Origin of the sequence: Sphingomonas sp. GC_Shp_5, assembly GCF_026540855.1 — a bacterium.
Lineage (GTDB): Bacteria > Pseudomonadota > Alphaproteobacteria > Sphingomonadales > Sphingomonadaceae > Sphingomonas.
Map to the genome: position 1 here is coordinate 33,829 of NZ_JALNUP010000016.1, position 21,801 is coordinate 55,629.

The window sequence follows — 21,801 nt, forward strand, 5'->3', positions numbered from 1 at the left end:
GGCGATTCAGCTCTGCGCAGCGGGGTTTGGGGCCGCTATGAGCCCGCCACCCACGGCCTTTGCGATCACCGTTCACACCGGCGCGACCTTGAGCCGAGAGCCGGTTAATGCAGCCGACGCTGAGGCGACGGTGCGTGATCTGATTGCGCTGGGCGCCGACTTTACCGCAGGGCCATTGGAGATCGCGGGTCGCGACTTTGCGACCTACGGTATCACACCCGCGTCCGTCTTTGATGCCTGCGCGCTCGCGCACATCGATGACGGCCAATCCCCTGCTGGCCCATTGGGCACGCCGTCAGTCTCGAACGTGGCGGCTCTTGTCCGCCGCACCTTTGGCGCGCGGATCACCGACACGATCCGTCCGATGAACGCGAGCTACGGCGCGCGGTATAGCTGGCACAAATACGGCCAGGCGGTCGATTTTGTGCCTGCGGGCGGGGTCAACTCGATCAACCGCGACCAGATCCGCGCGCTCATGGGGCAAAGCGGCATTCGCCTGATTGAGCTGCTGGGGCCGGGCGATCGTGGCCACTCAAATCACTGGCATGTCGCCTTTGCGCGGCCCGGACAGGTCATCGACCGGACGCGGCCAATCGAGGAGGACGAGGACTGGATTGTCAACGTCGCACAAGCCGACGAACCGTCCTCGACGACGCCCCTGGATCCTGAGGCGCCCCCTGCGCCCGCCTCGGCTCTCGTCTCCGCTGTGAAGGCGCCCCCGCAATGGGACGTGTTCGCGAGCGAGGAATGGCGCGCAGCTCATGGAGGTGGCTCATGATCGGACGTCTGATGAACAAGCTGGGAGGCGGCACGGGCGCGCTCGCGCTGTGCGCGGCCGGCGTAGTGACGGTTGCGGCACCGCAACCTGCCTACGCCTCGGATTGGGGGTGCCAGGTGGTGCTCTGCCTCGCGACGCCGGGATCGCCGACCAAGTACGCGGAGTGCGTACCTCCGATCACGAAACTCTGGAACGCGCTGGCGACGGGCGGTGGGTTTCCCTCCTGCACGGGGGTCGGCATCAAAACTAAGTCGGCAAAGCACGGGTACACCATGACCGTGACGCAGACCGACGGCACCACGTCGCGCTATTCGCTCGACACCCGCTACCAGACGGTCACGCAGCAATGATCCATGCTGTCGCCGCCATCACTGCGCTCGCGCAGCAATGCGCGCCTGAAGTCGCAACCGAGGCGGTGGTGCCGCTGGTTGTGACCGAGAGTGGCGGCGACGATCTGTCGATCAACGTCAATCGCGGGCCGCGCGTACGCGCCAGCACGGTCGCGGAAGGCGCCGCGCTGGTGCGCCACTACATGGCAGCGGGCTACACGGTCGACGTGGGGTTGGCCCAGGTAAACTCGGCCAATTTCACGCGGCTCGGCGTCACTGTCGAGCAGGCGTTCGAACCCTGCACGAACCTGCGGCTCGCCTCGTCGATGCTGCAGGAGGGTTATGGGCTGGCGAGCCGGCACTACAGCGGGTTGGACGCAATCTCAGCGACCTATTCGCTCTACAACACCGGCACGCTAACGCGCGGCTTCCGCAACGGCTATGTTGGCAGGGTCTGGTCGGCCGCGAGCGGCATGGGCTCGATTGCCGCGCCGCCTCCGATCCCAACATTGCCGAGCGGCGTTGCGACTGCCGCTCCATCCAAAGCGCCCTCGCAGAGCGAGAGCTGGGTAGTTGGGCAGATCGCCTCTACCGACGTCGAGGTGTTCAAGTGAGCACCGAGAATACCGCCTCGCGGGGCGGCCGCAATCCGGAGGCGACTGCCGAGCAGCCGTCCAATTTCCAACTGCCGCCCGATCTGGCGTCCCAGTACCAAGTGCGTGTGATCGAGCCGACCGACGGCAGCGAGCGCCGCGTCGGGATGTTCCTGCCCAAGGATCGCGACATTCCGTCGATCGAAATCGGGGGGAATGGCGATCGCATCGTCGCGCGCAACGAGGATCCGGAGACGATCGCCGCGCTGGTGAAGATCGCCAAGCACAATGGCTGGGAGGGCATCGACGTCGATGGATCGCCCGAGTTTCGCAAAGCCGTGTGGGCGGCAGGTTCGCGCGAGGGTTTGACCGTCCGTGGCTATGAGCCCGAGTTCGGCGAGCAGGCACGCATGGAAGAGTTGCGCCGCTCCGACGCTGCGCGTCGCGACCGAGCTGCACCTGAAGCGCCGACCCCGGCGCCCGAACAAGCCGCACCGGCGCCTACGCCTGAGCAAGGGGTGCCGAAATCCGCGATCGAGGTTGGTGAGCCGACCGTTGCTGCGAGGCCGGTCGATCCTGATCGCGTTGCGGACCCGCAGGATCGCGCGACGGCGAGCAACGGCGTGGAGCTGTCGGACAGCGATCGCCGACTGCTGCTGACGCTGAGCAGCTTCACCCAGGACCGCAAGGCGCTAACCGAGAACGTGCGCGAGGGCATGGACCCGATGGAGCGCGAGTTTCAGTACGAGCGCCTCGACCTGAACCGTGAGGCGCTCGAAGGCGCGCTAGAGCGGGCGCTCGAAAGCCCAACGCTGGTCAGCTCCTTCTCCAAGTCGGGATACGAGCCCGACGATCTGAGGCAGTTGGCGCGTGAGGGGGCGTGGGACAACGAGGTCGCGGATGCGGTCTACCTCGTTCGCTCCGGGCGAAATCGGCACGACATCGCCAAAGATGGTGCGGGCCTTAGCGCAGCCGATGAATTGGTCGCGGATCGCGAAGACGCGCAAGTCGCTGAATCGACACGCGCGCCGGAGCGGGAGCCTGCCTCCGAGCCGCAGATCGTCCGGGAAGAGCGCGAGCACGACGCCGCGGCCGAGCGGCGGCATGAGAGCGAAGAGTTAGCGGAGCTGTTTCTACATGGCGCGGCCGAGCGGATCTCGGCCGAGCCGAGGCTCGCCAGTGCGCTTGAGGCGCAGGCGACCATGGAAAAGCACCTCAGTCAGGCCTTCGATGGTGATGCGAGCCGCGTGACGGCCGCCACCCTCGAGAGCCGTCAAATGATCTCGGACGTGCTTCGGCGCGGCCTTGATGTCTCGGTGCGTGAGCCGACGCCAGTTCGGCAAATCGAACCACCCCAGCGCACCCCCGACCTGGAGAGGTAAACCCAAGCCATGGAGAGTCGTATGAAATTCACTACGAATATGGGCCGGCTGATGTCGGATGCCCGTGCTCGGCAGGTTGTCGGTTTCGCCGGCGCGCTTGCTCTGATCTCGATCGCGCAGCCCGCTCTTGCACAGACGTCCATCGAGACCGGCCTCGGCACGATCAAGACCTGGATGACCACGGTCGCCTCGGTCGTGGGCGTGATCGCGATTATGGCGGTCGGCTACGCCAAGCTGACCGGCCGGATGGATTGGGGTCGCGCGGTGACGGTGCTGATCGGCATCGGCATCATCTTCTCGGCGACCACCATCATCACCTGGATGGGCGGAACGGGAACCTGAGATGGAAGACAGGCTCGCTGAGGATAAGGTCTTCCTCGCTCTGACCAGGCCGTCGGTGTTCATGGGATTGCCGCTCGAGGCAATCCTACCGATCATCATGGTCTGCATGGTGTTCTGGGGGGTGATGCATAATCCCTTCTACCCTCTGGCCCTGTTCGGGGCGCTCTACTTCCCGGCGCGCATGATCGCTCACTACGACTTCAATGCGTTCCGGCTGTGGGGCCTGTGGTTCCAGACCGGCTTCCTGTCCAAAAATCGCAAGTTCTGGGGAGGCGGGAGCTACTCTCCCGTCCGCCTCGCCAAAGGCGTGAAGCGGAAGCAGTTCGGCAATGACTGAGTTCAAGCTAAAGCATAAGAAGATCGCCGTTCGCGAGGCGGATGACATCAAGTTCATCCCGTACACGCGGCACATCGACGACACGCTTGTCGCTCTCGAAGACGGCTCGCTCATGCGCATGTATCGCGTCGATGGGCGGCCGTTCGAGACCAGCGACATTGCCGACCTCAATACTTGGCATAACAAGCTCAACATCGCGTGGCGCTCGATCGGAGACGATCGCGTTGCGCTCTGGACCCATCTCGTTCGAACGGCGACCGATCCGATCCTCGAAGGGGAGTTTCACTCCGATTTCGCGCGCGGCTTGCAGGAGCGCTACGCCGAGACGCTGAAGGAGAAGGTCCTCTACCACAACGAGTTCTATGTCACGATCCTCGTGCGGCCGTCGCAGATGGCTGGCGACCAGTTGCTGAAGATCTTCACGAAGCGCAGCGCGAGCGGCGAGATCGATGACCGCGCGCTGACGATCATGGCGGACAAGTGCCGCGACTTCGAATCCCTTCTCGCCGATGTTTCGCCCGAGCCGCTGTCGCTCTACGAGCATAATGGCGTGATGTTTTCACGTCCGATGGAGGTGCTGCACTTCATCCTGACCGGCGACCGCATCCGTGTGCCCCTGCTCGATGGTCGGTTGGGTCAGGCGCTCTACACGTCACGGGTGGTTTTCGGACGCGAGGCGGCCGAAATCCGTCTGCCCCACAAGTCGCATTACCTCGGTATGTTCGGGGTGCGCGAGTATGTCGCGTCAACGCGGACCGGGCAGTTCAATAGCCTGCTGACGCTCGATTTCCCGTTTGTGCTGACGCAGAGTTTCGCGCCGCTGGTGAAGTCGGTTGCGAGCGAGCGGTTCACGAAAAAGTACAAGCAGATGGTGTCGTCCGACGACGCCGGCGTCAGCCAGGCCGAAGAGCTTCTCGACGGCGTGGACGATCTCATGGCGAACCGCTTCGCGATGGGTGAGCATCACCTGTCGATCGCGGTGATCGACGAGAACCCGAAGCGGCTGCTGGAGCGCCTGTCCATTGCGCGATCGGCTGCGGCCGATACCGGCATGGTGATGGCGCGCGAGGACGTGGCGCTGGAAGCCGCGTTCTGGGCGCAGCTCCCGGGCAACTTCAAAATGCGAGCGCGGCCAGCGGTCATCAACAGCCGCAATTTCGCGGCGCTGAGCCCGTTCTACACGTTCCCTGCAGGGCGAAAGTCCGGGAACCATTGGGGCGAAGCGGTCACGCTGCTCAAGACGCGCGCCGGTTCCTCCTTCTGGTTTAATTTCCACCGCGCCGACATCGGTCACACGCTCATCATCGGACCGACGGGCGGCGGTAAGACCGTGTTGCAAAACTTCCTGCAGGCGCAGCTCGAGAAGACCGGCGCCAAGCAGGTCTTCTTCGACAAGGACCGGGGCGCCGAGATTTTCGTCCGTGCCTGCGGGGGGACGTACCTTGCGCTGCGCAACGGCGAGCCGACCGGATTTGCGCCGCTCAAAGGTCTTTCACCTACCCCCGATAACATCGCCTTCCTGCGCCAGTTTATCCGCGTGCTGGTGCGTCGCGAACACCGCCCGTTGAGCGTTGCCGAGGAGCGAATGATCGACGAGGGCATCGAGGCCGTGATGCGGCTGCCGGCGCCATCGCGCTCCTTCAGCGCGCTGCGCGAGATGCTGGGCTACTCAGATGCCGAGGGCATCGGTGCGCGGCTAGAACGCTGGTGCCTGGGTGGCCCGCTCGGCTGGGCGTTCGATGGCCCGGCAGACGAAGTGTCGATGGCTGCGCGGTTCGTCGGCTTCGACATGACGGATTTCCTGGAGAACCCGGAGATCCGCACGCCGACGATGCTGTATCTCTTCCACCGCGTCGACGAGCTGCTGAATGGCCAGCGGGTCGTCGTCGACGTAGACGAGTTCTGGAAGGCGCTGGAGGACGAGGCTTTCCGTGCGTTCGCGCAGGATGGCCTCAAGACCTTCCGTAAGCGCAACGCCTTCATGGTCTTCGGCACGCAGTCGCCGGCCGACGCGCTGCGCTCGCCGATCGCGCACTCGATTATCGAACAGTCGGCGACCAAGATCCTGCTGCCAAACTCGGAAGCCAAGCGGTCGGATTATTGCGATGGGCTTGGTCTGACGGACGCTGAGTACCGGCTCATCCGCGAGGATCTGACGCCGGAAAGTCGGACCTTTCTGGTGAAGCAGGGGCACACGTCGATCGTCGCTAAGCTCGACCTCGGCGGGATGCCCAATGAGTTGAAAGTGCTTTCTGGCCGCGAGGAAACGCTCGTCGCCATGGAGGAGGCCATTGCCCATGCGGGCACCGATCCCGCGGCGTGGCTGCCGCACTTCTATGCCAACCAGAGGAGAAGCTGACATGTCGTTCAAGCGCATCATCATGTTCGCGAGCGCGCCGGTTGCGCTCGCTTCCTTCGCATCACCGGCCTCGGCCCAGGGCATCCCTGTGTTCGATTCCTCGAGCTACCTCCAGGCGCTCGCGACGGTGCAGCACACCGCCACGATGATCCAGCAGGGTGAGCAGCAGATCACGCAGGCGACGAACACGTTCAACTCGCTCTCGAAGCTGACCAACGTGAACAACATCGCGCCGCAGCTCCTCAATTCGCAGGTTCGCAACATCCTGCCGAATACCACGATCGATGCCTCGACCTTGTTGAGCGGGGATCTGACGAAGCTCGGTTCGCTCAGCTCGCTGGCGACGAGTATGCAGGCTAAATACGGGCTGTCGTCGACGGGCTCGACCGCAGACGCGGCTTACGCTCAGGCGCTGAAGGATGCGACGGGTTCGTCCGCTGCAACCGCTGCGCTCGGCGAAAACACGCTCAGTCTGACGCAAACGCGGATGCAGGGCCTCGATCAGCTCCGCGAACAACTCTCCAGCGCCAAGGATCCCAAGGACGTGATGGATCTGCAAGCGCGGATCTCGGTCGAGCAGGCACAGCTCCAAAACGACATGCTCAAGATGCAGGCGATCCAGATGGCGCAGGCCGGTCAGGCGAACTTGCAGATAAGCGCGTCACAAGTCGCCGCGACGCGTGATGAGGCGGCATTTTTCGAAGCCAACACAATCAGGAAGTGATGATGCGCAATATACTCCTCCTCTGTGCCCTGCTTGTCGTTTGTGGGTGCCAACAAAAGCAAGACGTCGTGGTGCCCACGACCAAGGAGTTGAAGGCGAACCCGCAACTGCTTTCTGAGTGGCGGGCGAAGTGCGACACGGGAGAGTATAGCCATCTTCCAGCCGATCAAAAAGACAACCTCTGCTTCACGACCCGCGAAGCTGCGCGATCCCTGTCAGTAACTAAGGCCACCAACGAGGAGGCCGACTTCTTCGAGCAGAACACTCGAAGAAAGAAATAGCTCGCGCTGAGCCTGGATCGCTGAAGATCGGAACCCGACACGATGCCTGCCACCAATCTCATGACCGTGTTCACGACGATGTATACGTATGTCGAGAGCGCCATAACAACGGCCGTCGCGAGTTTCGGGTCGGGACTGGTGAGCTTCGTCGCGGCGCCGCTGGCGCTCGCGGCGACCATCTACTTCCTGCTGCTCGGCTTCGCCGTGCTTCGCGGCGCAATTCAGGCGCCGCTCCGCGAGCTGGTGTTTCAGGCGGGTAAGGTCGGGTTCGCTCTCGCTGCCGCCAGTGCGGTCGGGTACTCGGCCTTTGTCGTCAATGTGGTCACAAATCTGCCAAGCGAGATCATCGCCGCAGGATCCGGCACGCCCGTCACCAACCCGGGCACGACCTTCGACACGTATGTCTCCGATACCGGCAAGGTGGCGGGGAAATTGATCGCCGCGAACGGGCAGGTTCAGTCGCAAGAACAGAAGGGCTTCACCGACTTTCGGACGCCTGTGATCCAGCTCGGGGCAACCCTCGTCACCTATCTATGCGTCGGTGTGCTTTATGCCTTTGCCTTTGCGTCGGCGTGCATCGGCTTCTGTATCGTCATATTTGCGAAGCTGTCGGTAGCGATATGCGTAGCGCTTGCGCCGCTCGCGCTCGCCTCCTTGCTATTCAATTCGTCACGCTGGCTGTTCGATGGCTGGCTCAAGCAGACCGTCAATTTTGTCCTTCTCATGGTCGTTATGGCGATCATGACGAAGTTCATCGTCGGGCTGCAAGAGGCCACGATGGATGGCATTATGGGCTCGATCCCTGCTGACGGATCATCGTTCCTCGTCATGGAGAACGACTACATCACGCTGAAAGCGGGTGTCATGATCGTCGCAACGCTGTGCTGCTGCGCGATCTACATCGTCGGAACGATCTTCTTCTTCCAGTCGCCGGCGATCGCCGCAGGCATTGCGGGCGGCGCGTCCTCGGGCGGTCATGGCTTCCTGCAAACCGGCGCGAACATGATGACCAATCGTCTCATGTTCCGTCGCGCCACCCAACCTCGGGCGACCGCGAGTTCGGGCAGCACCGGGGGGTCGGCGTCGCGCTCTGGCCGGGGGGGCTGAGCATCACTTTTCACTCATCAACTTCGGAGCCGCCCGCGCGGAACGATACGAACGGAGACCGTATGAAAAGGCTTACTATCGTGGCGTTAGGTGCGCTCGCACTTAGCGGCTGCACCGGGACTCACATCAAGTCGCCTGCGGTTTGTGACGGCAAGCATCGTCGTCCGGCCAACCTCTACGGCTCCATTCTGCCAAGCCTGCCGGTGCCGCTGCCGGCATCGCAGCAAGGCGTCGGGCAATCCATGGTGGCACCGCCAACGGGTGCGCCGGCTCCGGCTCCCGCGCCGGCCTCTAGCCCTGCTCCAGGCACCGGAAGCACCCCGTCAGCCACGTCAGCGCCAGGTGCGATGAACGTGCCGCGATCGGCGCCGCGCACGTCCCTACGGGACGCTGCGCCTACCTACTTCTCGTGCTGAAGGGATCGACGCGATGGGCGCGGTGAAGGTCGAAGATAAAGAGAAATATTTCGAGACGTCTCGGACGTGGGAATACGACCGGATGCGCGCGGCGATCCAGTCGAAGCGCCTCGCCTGGGGCATCGCGACAGGCGCTTGCGCTCTTGCGGTGGTGTCGGTCGGCGCGGTCGCAATGCTGGCACCGTTGAAGACTGTCGAACCCTATGTGATCCGGGTCGACAAGACCTCCGGCGAAACGGAGGTCGTGACCGCCCTCAAGGGCCCGCAGCCGCGGACCTATGAGGACGCGGTCAACCGCTACTTCATCTCGCAATATGTGCGGTTGCGCGAGGGCTGGCTGAACGATGCTGCCCGCGAGAACGCCTACGCCGTAATGCTAATGAGCGATCAGGCCGAGAGCGGGCGCTACCTGAACAGCGTCCAGTCGGGCAACAAGAACGCGCCCTCCAATATCTATAGCGACAAAGGGTACGTCTCGATCGCGATCCGGTCGATCAGCTTCCTGAGCCCGACGGTCGCGCAGGTCCGCTACACCAAGATCATCAATTTTGGTCAAAACACGCCGGTCGCGCAGAATTGGAACGCGATCATGACCTTCAAATACACCACGGCGCCGGAGCACGAGAAGGATCGAAACATCAATCCGCTCGGCTTCCAGGTCGTCAACTACCGCTCTGACCCGGAGGCGTGACATGAGCAATCAGCCGAACACCTCGGACGATGGCGATCGTGTCGTCGTTCCCTTCATGCCCGCGATGCGTAAGAAGCTCGGCGCGCGTCTATCGCCGCCGGCGACCAAGCTGGTGGTCACGGACAGCGGCGCGAGGAGCCGCTTTTGGCGCGGCGTCGGTGCGATCTGGCACCGGCTAGTCGCCTTCTCGGTTGTCGGAGCCGCGGCGGTCACGTTGTTGCCGCACGCCGCATACGCCTCTGAGACGCCTGTGTCCGGGGGCAAGGACGCGCGCGTCCGCAATGTGGATTATGATCCCGACCAGGTGGTGACGATCGTCGGCAGCTTCCGCCATGCGATCGAGATCCAGTTCGGCCCCGGTGAGACGGTCACGCAAGCCGCCTTGGGCGACACGGTTTCCTGGCAGATCGCGCCGGTCGGCAACATCGTCTTCCTGAAGCCGCGCGAGCGGGCGGGCGGGACGAACCTGATCGTTGTCACGAACGCGGGCGGAGCGCCGCGGACCTACCACTTCAACCTGACGCTTGGCACTGGCGAGACCATGTACGGCGTACGCTTCCGCTACCCGCGCGAGGAGCGTGCGATGGCGGCGCTGCAAGTTCAGCTCGCCCAGGCCCAGGCCGCAAAGTCTGTAGAGACCAACGTGGCGCAAGCGGCGCTCGATCATGCCGTGATCGAGGGAACGCGGAACATGAAATACACCGTGCAAGGCGATTCCGCGCTTCAGCCGACCGAGATCTCCGACAATGGCGAGTTCACGGTGCTGCGGTATCCCGGGCACGCCGACATTCCGTCGATCTTCGCCGTCGACGTCGATGGGACCGAGACGATCGTCCCCTACGATGTGCGGGAGGATTTCGTGGTGATCCACGCCGTCTATCGGCAGCTCCGCCTCAGGCGCGGGACGACCGTCCTTTGCGTCTACAACGAGGCGCCTTTGCGCAACGATCGCGGCGACCGGACAGGCACCGTTTCCAATGTCGTCGAACGCAAAGTGAAGGGGCAGTAAGATGGTCGGCAATGTGATTGACCGGGGCGGCGATGTCGCCGTCGACACCGTTCCCCCCGGCGAGCAGGATACCGTAGTCGCGCGCAGCGGCGGTTGGGGCAATATCGCCTTCATCGGCGCCGGCATCGGCCTCTTGGGCGCGATGGGCGGTATCATGATCGGCTATAGCGCGTTTCACCACAGCGCCAGTGCCACGGCCGCGGCGCAGCCGGCCAAGGCAAGCGAGCGGTCGGTTGACGACGTGATGGGCTCGCAGAACGCGCAGCGGGCGGCACTGGCAGGGCAACTTGGCCAACCGGGCGTCCAGACCGATATTTTTGGCCGGCCCATCCGCCCGACGCCGGGACAGCCGACTGTCGCCGCTGATGGCAGCGTCGTGCCGGCTACGGCGACATCGACGTCGACGACGCCCGCGAACGGACAGCAGTCTCCCGAGCAGCGTCGCGCCGAGGCGGCGCGAACGATGGCGGATGCCGCTCGCCGGTCGCCGATCATGGCGTTCGGCACTACCGGCACCTCGGCAGCGGCGCTTCCGGGCACATCGATGGCCGAGGCGCAGCCCCAGCAACATGGGGCGGGCCAAGAAGATGGCCAGGGCCGGCCAGGTGGTCAAACGACCGCTGGACGGCAGGGCTTCGGGGCTAGTGGCTTTGGCGCTCCCAATGAGGAATCCGGACCGGCGGGCAAGGGTACAACCGATTTCAGCGATCAGCTCGGCCATGCGTCGATCCAGACGGTGCGGGCGACGATGGTCGCCGATCGCAATCTCCTCCTGAGCGCAGGTACGGTTATCCCCTGCACGCTCCAGACGGCGATCAATTCGACCCAGGCGGGCTTTGTGTCGTGCGTCATCAATCACGACGTCTATTCCGAGAACGGCCGCATCGTCCTCCTCGACAAGGGGACCAAGGTGCTCGGCCAATATTCGGGCGGTATCACACAGGGTCAGGCGCGGCTTTTCGTCCTGTGGACGCGCGCGCTGACGCCTCGCGGCGTAGCGATCGATCTCGGGTCGCCCGCGGCTGATAGCCTCGGCCGCGCCGGCTTGGCCGGCGGTGTTGATACCCAGTTCTGGGCACGGTTCGGGGTGGGGTTGGTAATCTCGGTGCTGGAGGATGCCTCGCAGATCGCAAGCCGGTCGCTGGCCGGTGAGGGCAGCAACACCACCCAGGTTCCTAGCAACACGGGATCGACGGTCCTTAACCAGACGATGCAGATCAGGCCGATCCTCAAGAAGAACCAGGGCGACACAGCCGCGATCTTTGTCGCCAAGGACTTCGATTTCCGCTCGGTCTATGACGTGGGATTGAGGCGCTAAGCGATGGCTTCCAATGTCACGTCGCTGATCTACGAGCATAATGCGGCGCCGATCCAGCGGCACCTCGAACGCGACGACGTGACTGAGCTGGTTATCAATGGGCCAGGTATGATCGGCCTCGAGACCCGTGAGGGGTGGGAGTGGCACGAGGAGCCGGCGTTGGACAACGCCGCGCTCATGACGCTGGCGAAGCTGATCGCGGGTCTGACCAAGCAGGACATCAACTCGGAATATCCGATCTGTTCGTCGGTCCTGCCGGGTGGCGAGCGCGCGCAGGTCGTGGTGCCCCCGGCCGTCGAGCAAGGCTTCATCTCGATCACGATCCGCAAAGCGTCAGGCGTGACGATGAACATCGACGATTTCGAGCGCGCCGGCCTCTTCAGCGAGGTTCGCGCGCATGGCCTGCACGCGGACGTCGATGGGGAGTTGCTGAGGTATCGCGATGCCGGCCACTGGAAAGCGTTCTTCAAGCTCGCCGTCGAGGCTCGCAAGAACATCCTGATCTCGGGCGCCACAGGGTCGGGCAAGACGAGCTTCTCCAAGGGGCTCATCAAGCTGATCCCGGACTATGAGCGGATCCTCACGATCGAGGACACGCGCGAGCTCGTCGTGCCCCAGCGCAATCACGTCCACATGATGTACGCCAAGGACGGAAAGAGCCTCCAGAAGGCCGGTGCGAAGGAATTGCTGGAGTCGGCACTGCGTATGCGGCCCGATCGCATCCTCCTTCAGGAGCTGCGCGACGGCACGGCCTTTTTCTACCTGCGCAACGTCAACAGCGGCCATCCCGGGTCGATCACGACGGTTCACGCCAACACGGCCGAGGGCGCGCTCGAGCAGCTCACGCTGCTGGTCAAGGAATCGGAAGGCGGCAACGACCTCGACCGTCACGACATACGCGCGTTGCTGCGTTCGCTGGTCGATATTGTCGTGCAGATGCACCGCCTGCCGCCCGGCGACGGACGGCCAGCCCGCTATCGCATGACGGAAGTCTGGTTCGATCCAGCGAGCAAGCCGAACGACTGAGAGGATGCCACTATGAGCGGTAAGTGGGTTCGTAGCGACGAGGGATCGCAGCCGGGCGCTATCGTGTTCCTGGCCCTGATCGGCCTAGCGGTGAGCGCGGGCGTCGGCGCGATCGCGGTGCTGTGGAGTTCGCACCTCCTCAGCGTCCATACCCCGTGGCGCAAGGTGCCGGCCGCCCTCTGGGCGATGAAGGGCTACCCGATCGTCTATAAGCCCTTCATGGTTGGGTTCGGGATCGGCCTGGTCCTGACCGTCATCACCATCGTCTCGACGCTGTTCCAGCGGCAGAAGCTCCACGGCGAAGCGCGCTTTGCGCGTGTGGGCGAAGTCCGCAGGGGCAAGATGCTGGCGCCTGCCGGCATCGTCCTGGGGAAGTTCGGGGGTAAGGTCATGCGCTTTGGCGGACCCGAGCATGTCATGCTCGAGGCGCCGACCCGCGCCGGTAAGGGCGTAGGCGTCATCATCCCCAACTTGCTCGACTGGCCCGATTCCCTCGTCGTTCTGGACATCAAACAGGAGAATTACGACAACACGGCCGGGTATCGGCTGAAGGTGCTCGGCCAGCAGGTCCTGCTCTTCAACCCGCTCGATTCAACCGGTCGGACCGTGCGCTGGAACCCACTCAGCTACATCAACCGGCGCGATCCCGTTGAGGTCATCAACGAGCTGCAGAAGATCGCAGCGATGCTCTATCCCGATCCTCTGACCGGCGAGAAGTTCTGGGCCGAAGGCGCGCGAACGGCGTTCCTCGGCATCGCGGCCTATATCGCGGCGACCGTCGATGATGGCGAGGACGCGCTCCCCTTCACGCTTGGCGAGGTTTATCGCCAGTTTGCGGCCGGTGATGCCCAGCGCCGGTTCCCGAAGATCATCGCCGACCGCAAGAAGGCCGGTAAGCCCCTGTCGGAAGGGTGCGTTTCGGCGATCAAGGATTATACCGGATCGTCCGCAAACACGTTCTCCGGCCTGCGCCAGTCCGTCACGTCGAAGATCAACGGCTGGCTAAACCCCTATGTAGACGCCGCCACGTCGGAGAGCGATTTCGATCTGAGCGATTTCCGCGACAAGCGGATCTCGCTCTATCTCGGCGTGTCGCCGGACGATCTGGACCGGGTCGCGCCGATCTATGGTCTCCTGTTCCAGCAGCTCATCGACCGCAACGTGCGCGAGCTGCCAAAGGGCGACAAGCACCAGATCAAGGTTCTTCTTGCGCTCGACGAGTTTGCCAGCCTCGGCAAATGCACTGTGCTGGCGAACGCCTTCAGCTACGTCGCTGGCTACGGGCTGCGTATGTTGCCGGCGTTCCAGTCGCTCGAGCAGATCCAGGGCGTCTATGGCGACAAGGTGGCGGCCGACATCGAACGAAACTGCGCGGTGCGCCTCGTCCTCCGGCCGGCCGGGCTGGCGGAGGCCAAGAAGATTTCCGACCAGCTCGGGAGCTACACGTTCCGCGCGCGCTCGCGCTCGATGGGGACGTGGGGTGGTGGTGGCGGCTCCACATCCGATTCCGATCAGCGCCGGCCGCTGATGCTGCCGCAGGAGGTCGAGCTGCTGCCGGAGAATGACCTCATCGTCTTCCGGCGTGGCATGTACGCGACCTATGGCAAGAAGGTCCGTTACTATGCCGAGAAGAAGCTCGCCGAGCGGACCAAGATCCCGGCGCCGGAAATGCCTCCGATCCGCGTCGATCCGGCGATCGCCGCCAACAGTCTCCGCGTGATCGAGGCGTCTGCAGCCGGCGGGGAAGCGAATACAGATGCCTCCGCGCCTACGCCGGCTTCTGAGTCCGAAAACGAAACCGCGAGCATCACTCCGCGCCGGTCAGCGGCTCCGTATAATCAAAGTGCGGTTGATGCGGCGAGAGCTGCGCCTGTTCAGCAGCGCACCAGCATCCTGTTTAATCGCCTCCTCGTCGTGAAGCAGTCCAAAGCCGCGTAGCAAGCTGGCGGCCGCGCTGGGCGCGGTCGCTTCTGTCTGGCCTTCACTTTGCTACGACCAGGCGCTCGACGTCGAGCTGGCGGCTGTCTGCCGACGTTTCTGTGGGCGCCGATGCGTCGGCGCGGAAGGAAGGGGGCGCAGCCCCCCTCTGGGCAAGGGCTAGACCGTCTCCGCGCGAGCGCTCCGCTTGGCGACCGAGGGGGTATCCCCAATCTTCCCGGCGCTGCGCTCTGGTGCAGATCGGGTGATCCCCCTCCCCCTCGATCGGCCCCGGTTTTGCCCATTCACCCCCGCTCTCGGCGAGGGCCAGAAGTCGATGCGCGCATCGCCTTCGGCTCAATTCGAGAAAGGAAATGACTATGGAAACCGCTCGGTGCCCTTCGGGACTGCCTGGTTACGGCTACTCAATGCAGGCGGCAGCGATCGCCAGTGCGCTGGTGGAGCGAGAAAATGCCCATATCTATCGCATGAGGGTTCGGGACTGGCTGGACCGTATCGAAGATCCAGACAAGGAAGGCTTCGAGGACATGGACGAGGGTCGCGTTTTCGCTGAGTTTTTGACCAACCTGGTGCGGGTGGGATCGGGCCTGAAGGCGGTCGAACAGTAGTGGCGGGGGTGTACGCGACTTAGAAATATCTCCAGGTCGCGTCACTTCGACCGTGCATGGCGTAGCAAATTGATGCGCGACATCTTTGGTTGACGTTGCTGCACCGCGGCGACATAGAGCAGCTTAAGGCGATGGATTTCCGCCTGGTCACGTTGGCCGAACCGCCCTCGCAAGGGCCGATGATTCCTACCCGGCGCCGCAAGGCAGCAAGGAGGAATCGTGCGCGCGACGTTTCGCAATCTCTACGACGAATTCAATGTGGCCGCGTTTTTCCGCGATCGCCATGACCATGCCATGTCGGTGCTGCGCTGGACGCTGATCCTCGTGCCGATGGCGGCGCTGGTTGGAACGCTCTGCGCTGCCTTTCTATGGAGCCTCGACGCCGCGACGCAGGCACGGTTCGACTATCCCTGGCTGCTGTACCTCCTACCCGTGGGCGGAGCAGCAATCGCATGGCTCTATCACCATACCGGCCGTTCGGTCGAAGCGGGCAACAACCTCATCGTCGAACAGATACACGAGCCTGGAGGCGGCGTCCCGCTGCGCATGGCCCCGCTCGTCTTCGTCGGAACGATCGCCACCCACCTCTTTGGTGGTTCCGCGGGACGTGAGGGCACCGCGGTACAGCTTGGCGGCAGTCTCGCCAGCGCGGTCGCTAGCCTCTTCCGGCTCGATCCTGCCAGCATCCGGGTGTTGCTTATGGCGGGTGTCGCGGCTGGCTTCGGGGCGGTCTTCGGGACGCCGCTCGCGGGGGCGGTGTTCGCTCTCGAGGTGTTGGCCCTTGGGCGTGTCGAATACGGCGGTATTATCCCATGTCTGTTAGCCGCGCTCGTCGGCGATTGGGCGTGTCATGCCTGGGGCATCCACCATACGCCTTACCACATCACCTATGTGGCGTCCGCGAGCGGTGCCTTGTTCGTCGAGCCGCTGTTGCTCTTAAAGGCGGCGATCGCCGGCGTTGCGTTCGGTCTCGCCGGGCTGATGTTCGCGGAAGCCAATCACGCCTTCGGCGGATTACTGAAGCGCCGTATTCCCTACGGCCCCGCGCGCGCAGCGCTGGGTGGCGTTCTGGTCATCGCGCTGGTCTGGATCGTCGGTACACGCGCGTATCTCGGCCTGGGCGTGTGGTCGGCCATTCCCGGTGATCCCACGATCGCCGGCTTTTTCACCGGCCCCGCCGATCGGTGGAGCTGGGCGCTGAAGATGCTGTTCACGGTCGTGACGCTCAGCGCGGGCTTCAAGGGCGGCGAGGTGACGCCACTATTTTTCATCGGCGCAGCGCTCGGTAATGCGCTCGGTTGGCTGCTCGGTGCGCCGCTCGACCTATTTGCGGGACTGGGCTTCGTTGCGGTGTTCGCTGGCGCGGCCAATACGCCGCTCGCCTGCACGATCATGGGGATCGAACTGTTCGGAGCGGCCCACGCCGTCCCGATCGCGGTTGCCTGTTTCATCGCCTACATCTGCTCGGGCCATAACGGCATCTACCTGTCGCAGCGGATCGCGGTGCCGAAGCGCGTGTCTCGCGCCCATACCGGGGCTGCGACCCTGCGCGACGCTCGCGCGTCACGGCGCGGCCCCCGTCCATCCCCGACCCCTGTCATCACCAAGGAGCACGACTGATGCCTCAACAGCATAAGGTCACGCCGAGCGAGATCGGCATGATCCGCATTTATCTGAAGCCATCCGACAAGATCGCGACCGGATCGCGCAGTTTCTGGTCGCGCAAGCCGCTCTACCGCGAGTTGGTTGCGCAAGCGAAGCGCGACGGCATCATGAACGCGGTCGCTCACAACACGCACTACGGCTACAGCAACCACGGTCCGGTGCGCGAGAACGGTTCCGAAATTGCTGATCCGCACCTGACCATGTGCGTCGAGTTGATCGGTCAGCGCCACGAACTGGAACGCTTCTGCGAAGCACATGGCGAGATCCTTGGCGGCAAGGTCATTGTCTACAAGCATCTCGAACACTGGAGCATCGGCCCTAGCGGTATCCGTCACGAAGATGCAGCGCCCGCGATCCTCGCGGCAGAGCCGGAGTGAGCACGAGGATGGAAGGCGCCGCTTCAGCGTCCTGGCTTTTCTGGGCATTGGGCTCTGCCGGCTTCGCCGCGATGACGGCGATTTTCGCCAAGATCGGCGTCGAAGGGATCGACTCCGATCTGGCCACGCTCTTTCGGACGCTGGTGATCGTTGCCGTGCTCACCGTCCTTCTCGCGGTCACGGGCAAGTTCCAGCCGCTCGATGCGATCAGTCCGCGAAGCTGGCTGTTCCTTGCCCTGTCGGGTCTTGCGACGGGTGCCTCCTGGCTTTGCTATTTCCGCGCCTTGAAGATCGGCGATGCCGCCCGCGTCGCACCGATCGACAAGCTGAGCGTCGTCCTCGTCGCGGTGCTCGGCGTGGCGTTTCTCGGGGAGCATCTTTCCACCCGCGGCTGGCTTGGGATCGTCTTGATCGGCGCCGGAGCCGTGCTCGTCGCCCTTGCCTGAACCTCGAACCCGGAGCCCATCAATGCGCCTCCTTGCGACACTCTCTGCGATGCTGGTTCTCACCGCCTCGCCTGCGGTTCAGGCGCGCACGCCGAAGCGCCACCCGGCGCCCCACAATGTCATTCTTGTCGTGATCGATGGCCTGCGAGGCAAGATCGTCACCCCCCAAAGCGCACCGACGCTCGCGCAATTGCGGGACACCGGCACCTATTTTCCCAACAGCCACTCGGTCTTCCCGACGTTCACCACCGCCAATGCGTCGGCGCTCGCAACCGGTCACCAGCTCGGCGACACCGGAGACTTCAGCAACACGATATGGACCCGTGCGCCGATTGCGGCAGCCGCCGGCAGCGTGACGCCCTTCCTCGAGAACGACGCTGTTCTGGGCGAGGTCGATGAGCATTTCGGCGGCAATTACCTCAACGAGACCACCGTTCTCGAAGCGGCGCGGCATGCAGGGTACGGCACGGCCGCGATCGGCAAGCTCGGTCCCGCATTGATCCAGGATCATCGTGCACGCGACGGAGCCACCACACTCATCATCGACGATTCAACCGGGCGTCCTGGCGGGATTCCGCTGTCTGCTGACGTCGCCGCTCGCCTCACGCAGGCAGGGCTCGCGCTGCAAGCACCCGACCGCGGCAGTAACGGACGGTCCGGGGATGCCCGAACCCCCGGAACGACGAGTGCCAATCGCGCGCAGCAGGACTATTTCATCGACGTCGCGACCCAAGTTGCTTTGCCGGCCTTCCGAAAGCAGCACCGGCCGTTCGCCATGGTGTTCTGGTCGCGCGATCCCGATGGCACGCAGCACAATCAGGGCGACAGCCTCAATCGGCTGACGCCGGGCATCAACGGTCCCACGACCTTCGCGGCGATCCGCAACGTCGACGACGATCTGGCGAAGCTGCGCGCGGCACTCGATCGTCTGGGCCTTGCGGAGACGACCGATATCATCGTCACGTCGGATCACGGCTTCTCGACGATCTCCAAACAAAGCCGCACCAGCTCCGCAGCACGCGGGCAGTATGCAGATGTTCCCGAAGGTTTCCTGCCGCCCGGCTTCCTCGCGCTCGACCTAGCGTCCGCCTTGAACATGCCCGTCTTCGATCCGGAAGCGGGCAACACGCGGGTGGCGGACGGCAAGCATCCGAGTCGCGGCAACGCGCTGCTCGGCGCCGATGCGACGAGACCTGACATAGTGGTGGCGGCAAATGGCGGGTCTGACCTCCTCTATCTACCGACTCGCGATCCTGCCCTCGCGGCGCGGGTCGTTTCCGCACTGCTGGATCAGGACTATGTCAGCGGCATCTTCGTCGATGACCGCTTGGGAGCGATCGCCGGAACACTGCCGCTTTCCGCGATCAATCTGAAGGGCGCGGCACTGCCGCCGGTGCCGTCGATCGTCGTCAACTTCCGATCCGCCAGCATCGGTTGCGCGATTGCGACGAACTGCCAGATCGAGGTCTCCGATACGACCCTCCAGCAGGGTCAGGGCATGCACGGCAGCTTCGGCCGCGGTGACACGTTGAACTTTACCGCAGCGACCGGGCCGGATTTCAAGCGCGGCTTTGTCGATCCGGCACCGGTCAGCAATGTCGACGTGGGCCGCACCATGATGGCGTTGCTCAACCTCACCCCCACCCCGCGCGGCCATCTCACCGGCCGGGTACTGCGTGAGGCGATGCCGGGAGGAACGGTCCCGCGCTACGAGGGTCGCGAAGAGCGCTCGCAGCCTGCTGCCAACGGCCTCGTGACCGTCCTGCAATATCAGCAGCTGGGCGGCATCCGCTATCTCGATGCCGGCGGCTTCCCCGATCGGACGCTAGGTATCGGAACAGCTTCCTTCCCATCGGGTGAAAAGGCGATGCGGCGATGAACCGGCTCCCACAGATTTGGCTCGTCCGTCACGGTGAAACCGCGTGGAGCGTTTTGCGGCAGCATACCGGACGAAGTGACATCCCGCTGACCGAGGCAGGCGAAGCCGCGGCGCAACGAATAGCCGAACGTCTGCCCGATCTGGACTTTGCTGCCGTCTGGTCGAGCCCTTCGATACGGGCGCGCCGCACCGGGGAATTGGCCGGTTTCGCAAACCGCCTGGTGCCCGCCGACGATCTCGTGGAATGGGATTACGGCGCCTACGAGGGACGAACCACGAAGGAGATCCTCGCCGATCGTCCGGACTGGAAGCTGTTCCGCGATGGCTGCCCGCAAGGAGAGACCCCGGAGGCGGTCGCCGCCCGAGCCGATCGCGTTATCGCATCGCTGCGTGGGCGCAACGCCGATGTCCTGATCTTCTCGAGTGCTCATATTCTCCGTGTGCTGGCAGCGCGTTGGCTCGGCTTACCTGTCGGGGCCGCTGCCTATTTCCTGCTCGATACGGCCAGCATCAGCGTCCTCGGGTACGAGCATGATAGCGACGAGCCGGTCGTTCGGTCGTGGAACCAGTCATGATGCGCACCGTGACGCGATACCTCGAATACCCAAAACAGGGTGCCTGGATGGGATGGGCGGGGAAGAGCCACCCTGCGCCGTCGCAAGGGTTCAAACGATCCGGTGCCCAGCAATCCGGAAACTTCACACACGCCTTCACCCCCGCCCGGGAGACGATGCCATGAAACTGCTTGCCGTGATTGTCGGTGCCGACAGCGCTGCCGCCTGCCTCGATGCGGCGGTTCTCGCCGCCAGATCTCTTGGCGAGCCATCGATCGAGGCGCTCAATGTCGTCGTCGATCCCGAGCAGATCGCGGTTGCGAGCGAGGAGATCGACTTTCAACGCCTACGCGTGCGCGACGAGGGGACAGCCCAAGAGCGTGCGGATGCGGCGCGGGCCGCCTTCGTTGCCTGGACCGCAGGTGCCAGCGACGACACACCCGAGGTCGCCTGGCGCTCGATCGTCGGCACCGAAGAAGCGACGGTCAAACAGGAGGCCGCAAATGTCGATGCGCTGATCGTCATCGCGCGCGAGCAGACGATGGACGGCGGCGACGCCCTGCACGCCGCAATTTTTTCGACCGACAAGCCCGTCCTCATCGTCCCGGCTGGGTGGAGAGCCGGCGCGCAAACCGGCTTCGAGCACATGGCCGTCGGGCTCAGCGACAGTGACACAGCGCGCCACGCCATTGAGGAGGCCGCCCCGTGGCTTCGTGTCGCCAGGCGTGTCACGGCAATCCGCATCGGCGAAGAAACCGATCCGGCGCTGGGCTTGGAAGCCTTGCTCGACGAAATCTGTGTTGGTCACGAATTGCATGTGGTCCCGCGCTCTAGCGACAATCTGGGTGCCCAGCTCGTCGCCGAGGCGAAGGCGATCGGCGCGGAGCTTCTCGTAACCGGCGCCTATCGGCACAACCAGATCATCGAGTGGTTCATGGGCGGCACAACGCGCCACATCCTCGCCGCTGCCGATATACCTCTGCTGATGGCGCACTGAGGGGTGACGATGCTCCCGCACGCGCGTCTGGTCCTCGTCCGGCACGGCGAAAGCGAAGCCAACGCAGCCAACCGATTTACCGGTTCTGCGGATCCGGCTCTAACGCCTCTGGGGCACCGTCAGGCCGAGGCGATCGCACACCGCCTGATCGCGCAGGGCATTCGGCCGGCACGGATTTTCCGCTCTACCCTTCGGCGTTGCGCGGACACGACGGCTATCGTCACTGCCGTGATGGGCGCACCAGATGTCCCTATCACGGCAGACCGGTCGCTCAACGAGCGCGATTACGGTGCGCTCACCGGTCTCAACAAGACCGAGGCGTCGGATCGCTACGGTGAAGACCAAGTCCTTCAATGGCGACGCTCCTATGCGGCTGCACCGCCACACGGCGAGAGCCTGCGCGACACCGCCGCGCGCGTGCTCGCCTATTACGTTCGAACGATGCTGCCTGCCGTGATGAGTGGCGGCACGACACTCGTCGTCTCCCACGGCAACGCGTTGCGGGCGCTGGTCATGGCGCTCGACGGCCTAGACGCCGCCCGGGTCGAGACCCTCGATATCCCGACCGGAGGCGCGATCCTCTACGATTTTAGTTCCACGACCGCGATCATCGATCGCGCCATCCTTCAGTGACAAGGACTCCGA

Annotated in this window: 23 protein-coding genes and 1 riboswitch; all 23 genes read left to right on the plus strand. The window is 64.0% G+C overall.

Features of this window, described 5'->3' with window-relative positions; genetic code table 11:
• Positions 1-37 precede the first annotated feature (37 nt).
• The 23 genes from OXR60_RS13365 to OXR60_RS13475 all read left to right on the plus strand — a co-directional run bounded on the left by OXR60_RS13365 (position 38) and on the right by OXR60_RS13475 (position 21,789).
• The gene (locus OXR60_RS13365; protein WP_267396411.1) at positions 38-778 is read left to right on the plus strand and encodes a muramidase; all 741 of its coding nucleotides are present in this window, start codon (positions 38-40) and stop codon (positions 776-778) included.
• Positions 775-1,128 (plus strand): hypothetical protein, encoded by a 354-nt coding sequence (locus OXR60_RS13370; protein ID WP_267396412.1) that lies wholly within the window; start codon positions 775-777, stop codon positions 1,126-1,128. Before OXR60_RS13365 ends, OXR60_RS13370 begins: the two co-directional genes overlap by 4 nt.
• Positions 1,125-1,721, plus strand: a complete 597-nt coding sequence (locus OXR60_RS13375) for a lytic transglycosylase domain-containing protein (protein ID WP_267396413.1) — start codon at positions 1,125-1,127, stop codon at positions 1,719-1,721. Before OXR60_RS13370 ends, OXR60_RS13375 begins: the two co-directional genes overlap by 4 nt.
• Positions 1,718-3,082, plus strand: coding sequence for an LPD7 domain-containing protein (locus OXR60_RS13380; RefSeq protein WP_267396414.1), 1,365 nt, complete (start codon positions 1,718-1,720; stop codon positions 3,080-3,082). Before OXR60_RS13375 ends, OXR60_RS13380 begins: the two co-directional genes overlap by 4 nt.
• A 21-nt stretch (positions 3,083-3,103) precedes the next feature.
• A complete protein-coding gene (locus tag OXR60_RS13385) occupies positions 3,104-3,424 on the plus strand; it encodes a TrbC/VirB2 family protein (protein WP_267396415.1) in 321 nt (106 codons plus the stop codon).
• Between the two features lies 1 nt (position 3,425).
• Positions 3,426-3,761, plus strand: a complete 336-nt coding sequence (locus tag OXR60_RS13390; protein WP_010219630.1) for a VirB3 family type IV secretion system protein — start codon at positions 3,426-3,428, stop codon at positions 3,759-3,761.
• Positions 3,754-6,120 carry a VirB4 family type IV secretion/conjugal transfer ATPase gene (locus OXR60_RS13395; protein WP_267396416.1) on the plus strand — a complete coding sequence of 789 codons (2,367 nt, stop codon included), beginning with the start codon at positions 3,754-3,756 and terminating at the stop codon, positions 6,118-6,120. The genes OXR60_RS13390 and OXR60_RS13395 overlap by 8 nt, the downstream gene beginning before the upstream one ends.
• Before the next feature lies 1 nt (position 6,121).
• Complete coding sequence (locus OXR60_RS13400) at positions 6,122-6,844, plus strand: type IV secretion system protein (RefSeq protein ID WP_267396417.1); 723 nt, start codon at positions 6,122-6,124, stop codon at positions 6,842-6,844.
• Positions 6,845-6,915: 71 nt separating this feature from the next.
• On the plus strand, positions 6,916-7,125 hold the full coding sequence (locus OXR60_RS13405) for a hypothetical protein (protein ID WP_267396418.1): 210 nt from the start codon (positions 6,916-6,918) through the stop codon (positions 7,123-7,125).
• A gap of 60 nt (positions 7,126-7,185) precedes the next feature.
• Positions 7,186-8,232 (plus strand): type IV secretion system protein, encoded by a 1,047-nt coding sequence (locus OXR60_RS13410; RefSeq protein WP_267396419.1) that lies wholly within the window; start codon positions 7,186-7,188, stop codon positions 8,230-8,232.
• 429 nt (positions 8,233-8,661) lie between these two features.
• Positions 8,662-9,339 (plus strand): type IV secretion system protein, encoded by a 678-nt coding sequence (locus OXR60_RS13415; protein ID WP_267396420.1) that lies wholly within the window; start codon positions 8,662-8,664, stop codon positions 9,337-9,339.
• A gap of 1 nt (position 9,340) precedes the next feature.
• Positions 9,341-10,348, plus strand: coding sequence for a TrbG/VirB9 family P-type conjugative transfer protein (locus tag OXR60_RS13420; RefSeq protein ID WP_267396421.1), 1,008 nt, complete (start codon positions 9,341-9,343; stop codon positions 10,346-10,348).
• 1 nt (position 10,349) lies between these two features.
• The gene (gene virB10 / locus OXR60_RS13425) at positions 10,350-11,666 is read left to right on the plus strand and encodes a type IV secretion system protein VirB10 (protein ID WP_267396422.1); all 1,317 of its coding nucleotides are present in this window, start codon (positions 10,350-10,352) and stop codon (positions 11,664-11,666) included.
• Between the two features lie 3 nt (positions 11,667-11,669).
• Entirely contained in the window at positions 11,670-12,692 is a 1,023-nt protein-coding gene (gene virB11, locus OXR60_RS13430; RefSeq protein ID WP_267396423.1) for a P-type DNA transfer ATPase VirB11, read from the plus strand.
• A 12-nt stretch (positions 12,693-12,704) separates the two neighbouring features.
• Positions 12,705-14,630, plus strand: coding sequence for a type IV secretory system conjugative DNA transfer family protein (locus tag OXR60_RS13435; RefSeq protein ID WP_267396424.1), 1,926 nt, complete (start codon positions 12,705-12,707; stop codon positions 14,628-14,630).
• 407 nt (positions 14,631-15,037) lie between these two features.
• The gene (locus OXR60_RS13440; protein ID WP_267396425.1) at positions 15,038-15,238 is read left to right on the plus strand and encodes a hypothetical protein; all 201 of its coding nucleotides are present in this window, start codon (positions 15,038-15,040) and stop codon (positions 15,236-15,238) included.
• A gap of 118 nt (positions 15,239-15,356) precedes the next feature.
• Positions 15,357-15,434, plus strand: a riboswitch (Fluoride riboswitch).
• A 23-nt stretch (positions 15,435-15,457) separates the two neighbouring features.
• Positions 15,458-16,858: a voltage-gated chloride channel family protein gene (locus OXR60_RS13445; protein WP_267396426.1), complete on the plus strand. Its 1,401-nt coding sequence runs from the start codon at positions 15,458-15,460 to the stop codon at positions 16,856-16,858.
• Positions 16,858-17,280 (plus strand): DUF190 domain-containing protein, encoded by a 423-nt coding sequence (locus tag OXR60_RS13450; protein ID WP_267396427.1) that lies wholly within the window; start codon positions 16,858-16,860, stop codon positions 17,278-17,280. Before OXR60_RS13445 ends, OXR60_RS13450 begins: the two co-directional genes overlap by 1 nt.
• 8 nt (positions 17,281-17,288) lie before the next feature.
• Positions 17,289-17,726: an EamA family transporter gene (locus tag OXR60_RS13455; RefSeq protein WP_267396428.1), complete on the plus strand. Its 438-nt coding sequence runs from the start codon at positions 17,289-17,291 to the stop codon at positions 17,724-17,726.
• A 49-nt stretch (positions 17,727-17,775) separates the two neighbouring features.
• Positions 17,776-19,605 carry an alkaline phosphatase family protein gene (locus OXR60_RS13460; protein WP_267396429.1) on the plus strand — a complete coding sequence of 610 codons (1,830 nt, stop codon included), beginning with the start codon at positions 17,776-17,778 and terminating at the stop codon, positions 19,603-19,605.
• Positions 19,602-20,180 (plus strand): histidine phosphatase family protein, encoded by a 579-nt coding sequence (locus tag OXR60_RS13465; protein WP_267396430.1) that lies wholly within the window; start codon positions 19,602-19,604, stop codon positions 20,178-20,180. Before OXR60_RS13460 ends, OXR60_RS13465 begins: the two co-directional genes overlap by 4 nt.
• Before the next feature lie 160 nt (positions 20,181-20,340).
• Entirely contained in the window at positions 20,341-21,156 is an 816-nt protein-coding gene (locus OXR60_RS13470; RefSeq protein WP_267396431.1) for a universal stress protein, read from the plus strand.
• A gap of 9 nt (positions 21,157-21,165) precedes the next feature.
• Entirely contained in the window at positions 21,166-21,789 is a 624-nt protein-coding gene (locus OXR60_RS13475) for a 2,3-bisphosphoglycerate-dependent phosphoglycerate mutase (RefSeq protein WP_267396432.1), read from the plus strand.
• Positions 21,790-21,801: the final 12 nt, after the last annotated feature.

Excerpts from the sequence above, each read along its gene's own strand:
- virB10 (WP_267396422.1), top strand. The coding sequence starts at position 10,350 with ATGGTCGGCAATGTGATTGACCGGGGCGGCGATGTCGCCGTCGACACC.
- OXR60_RS13440 (WP_267396425.1), top strand. The coding sequence starts at position 15,038 with ATGCAGGCGGCAGCGATCGCCAGTGCGCTGGTGGAGCGAGAAAATGCC.
- OXR60_RS13475 (WP_267396432.1), top strand. The coding sequence starts at position 21,166 with ATGCTCCCGCACGCGCGTCTGGTCCTCGTCCGGCACGGCGAAAGCGAA.
- OXR60_RS13415 (WP_267396420.1), top strand. The coding sequence starts at position 8,662 with ATGGGCGCGGTGAAGGTCGAAGATAAAGAGAAATATTTCGAGACGTCT.
- OXR60_RS13465 (WP_267396430.1), top strand. The coding sequence starts at position 19,602 with ATGAACCGGCTCCCACAGATTTGGCTCGTCCGTCACGGTGAAACCGCG.
- OXR60_RS13385 (WP_267396415.1), top strand. The coding sequence starts at position 3,104 with ATGAAATTCACTACGAATATGGGCCGGCTGATGTCGGATGCCCGTGCT.
- OXR60_RS13435 (WP_267396424.1), top strand. The coding sequence starts at position 12,705 with ATGAGCGGTAAGTGGGTTCGTAGCGACGAGGGATCGCAGCCGGGCGCT.
- OXR60_RS13365 (WP_267396411.1), top strand. The coding sequence starts at position 38 with ATGAGCCCGCCACCCACGGCCTTTGCGATCACCGTTCACACCGGCGCG.
- OXR60_RS13395 (WP_267396416.1), top strand. The coding sequence starts at position 3,754 with ATGACTGAGTTCAAGCTAAAGCATAAGAAGATCGCCGTTCGCGAGGCG.
- OXR60_RS13420 (WP_267396421.1), top strand. The coding sequence starts at position 9,341 with ATGAGCAATCAGCCGAACACCTCGGACGATGGCGATCGTGTCGTCGTT.
- OXR60_RS13470 (WP_267396431.1), top strand. The coding sequence starts at position 20,341 with ATGAAACTGCTTGCCGTGATTGTCGGTGCCGACAGCGCTGCCGCCTGC.
- OXR60_RS13450 (WP_267396427.1), top strand. The coding sequence starts at position 16,858 with ATGCCTCAACAGCATAAGGTCACGCCGAGCGAGATCGGCATGATCCGC.
- OXR60_RS13455 (WP_267396428.1), top strand. The coding sequence starts at position 17,289 with ATGGAAGGCGCCGCTTCAGCGTCCTGGCTTTTCTGGGCATTGGGCTCT.
- OXR60_RS13375 (WP_267396413.1), top strand. The coding sequence starts at position 1,125 with ATGATCCATGCTGTCGCCGCCATCACTGCGCTCGCGCAGCAATGCGCG.
- OXR60_RS13460 (WP_267396429.1), top strand. The coding sequence starts at position 17,776 with ATGCTGGTTCTCACCGCCTCGCCTGCGGTTCAGGCGCGCACGCCGAAG.
- virB11 (WP_267396423.1), top strand. The coding sequence starts at position 11,670 with ATGGCTTCCAATGTCACGTCGCTGATCTACGAGCATAATGCGGCGCCG.
- OXR60_RS13410 (WP_267396419.1), top strand. The coding sequence starts at position 7,186 with ATGACCGTGTTCACGACGATGTATACGTATGTCGAGAGCGCCATAACA.
- OXR60_RS13370 (WP_267396412.1), top strand. The coding sequence starts at position 775 with ATGATCGGACGTCTGATGAACAAGCTGGGAGGCGGCACGGGCGCGCTC.
- OXR60_RS13400 (WP_267396417.1), top strand. The coding sequence starts at position 6,122 with ATGTCGTTCAAGCGCATCATCATGTTCGCGAGCGCGCCGGTTGCGCTC.
- OXR60_RS13390 (WP_010219630.1), top strand. The coding sequence starts at position 3,426 with ATGGAAGACAGGCTCGCTGAGGATAAGGTCTTCCTCGCTCTGACCAGG.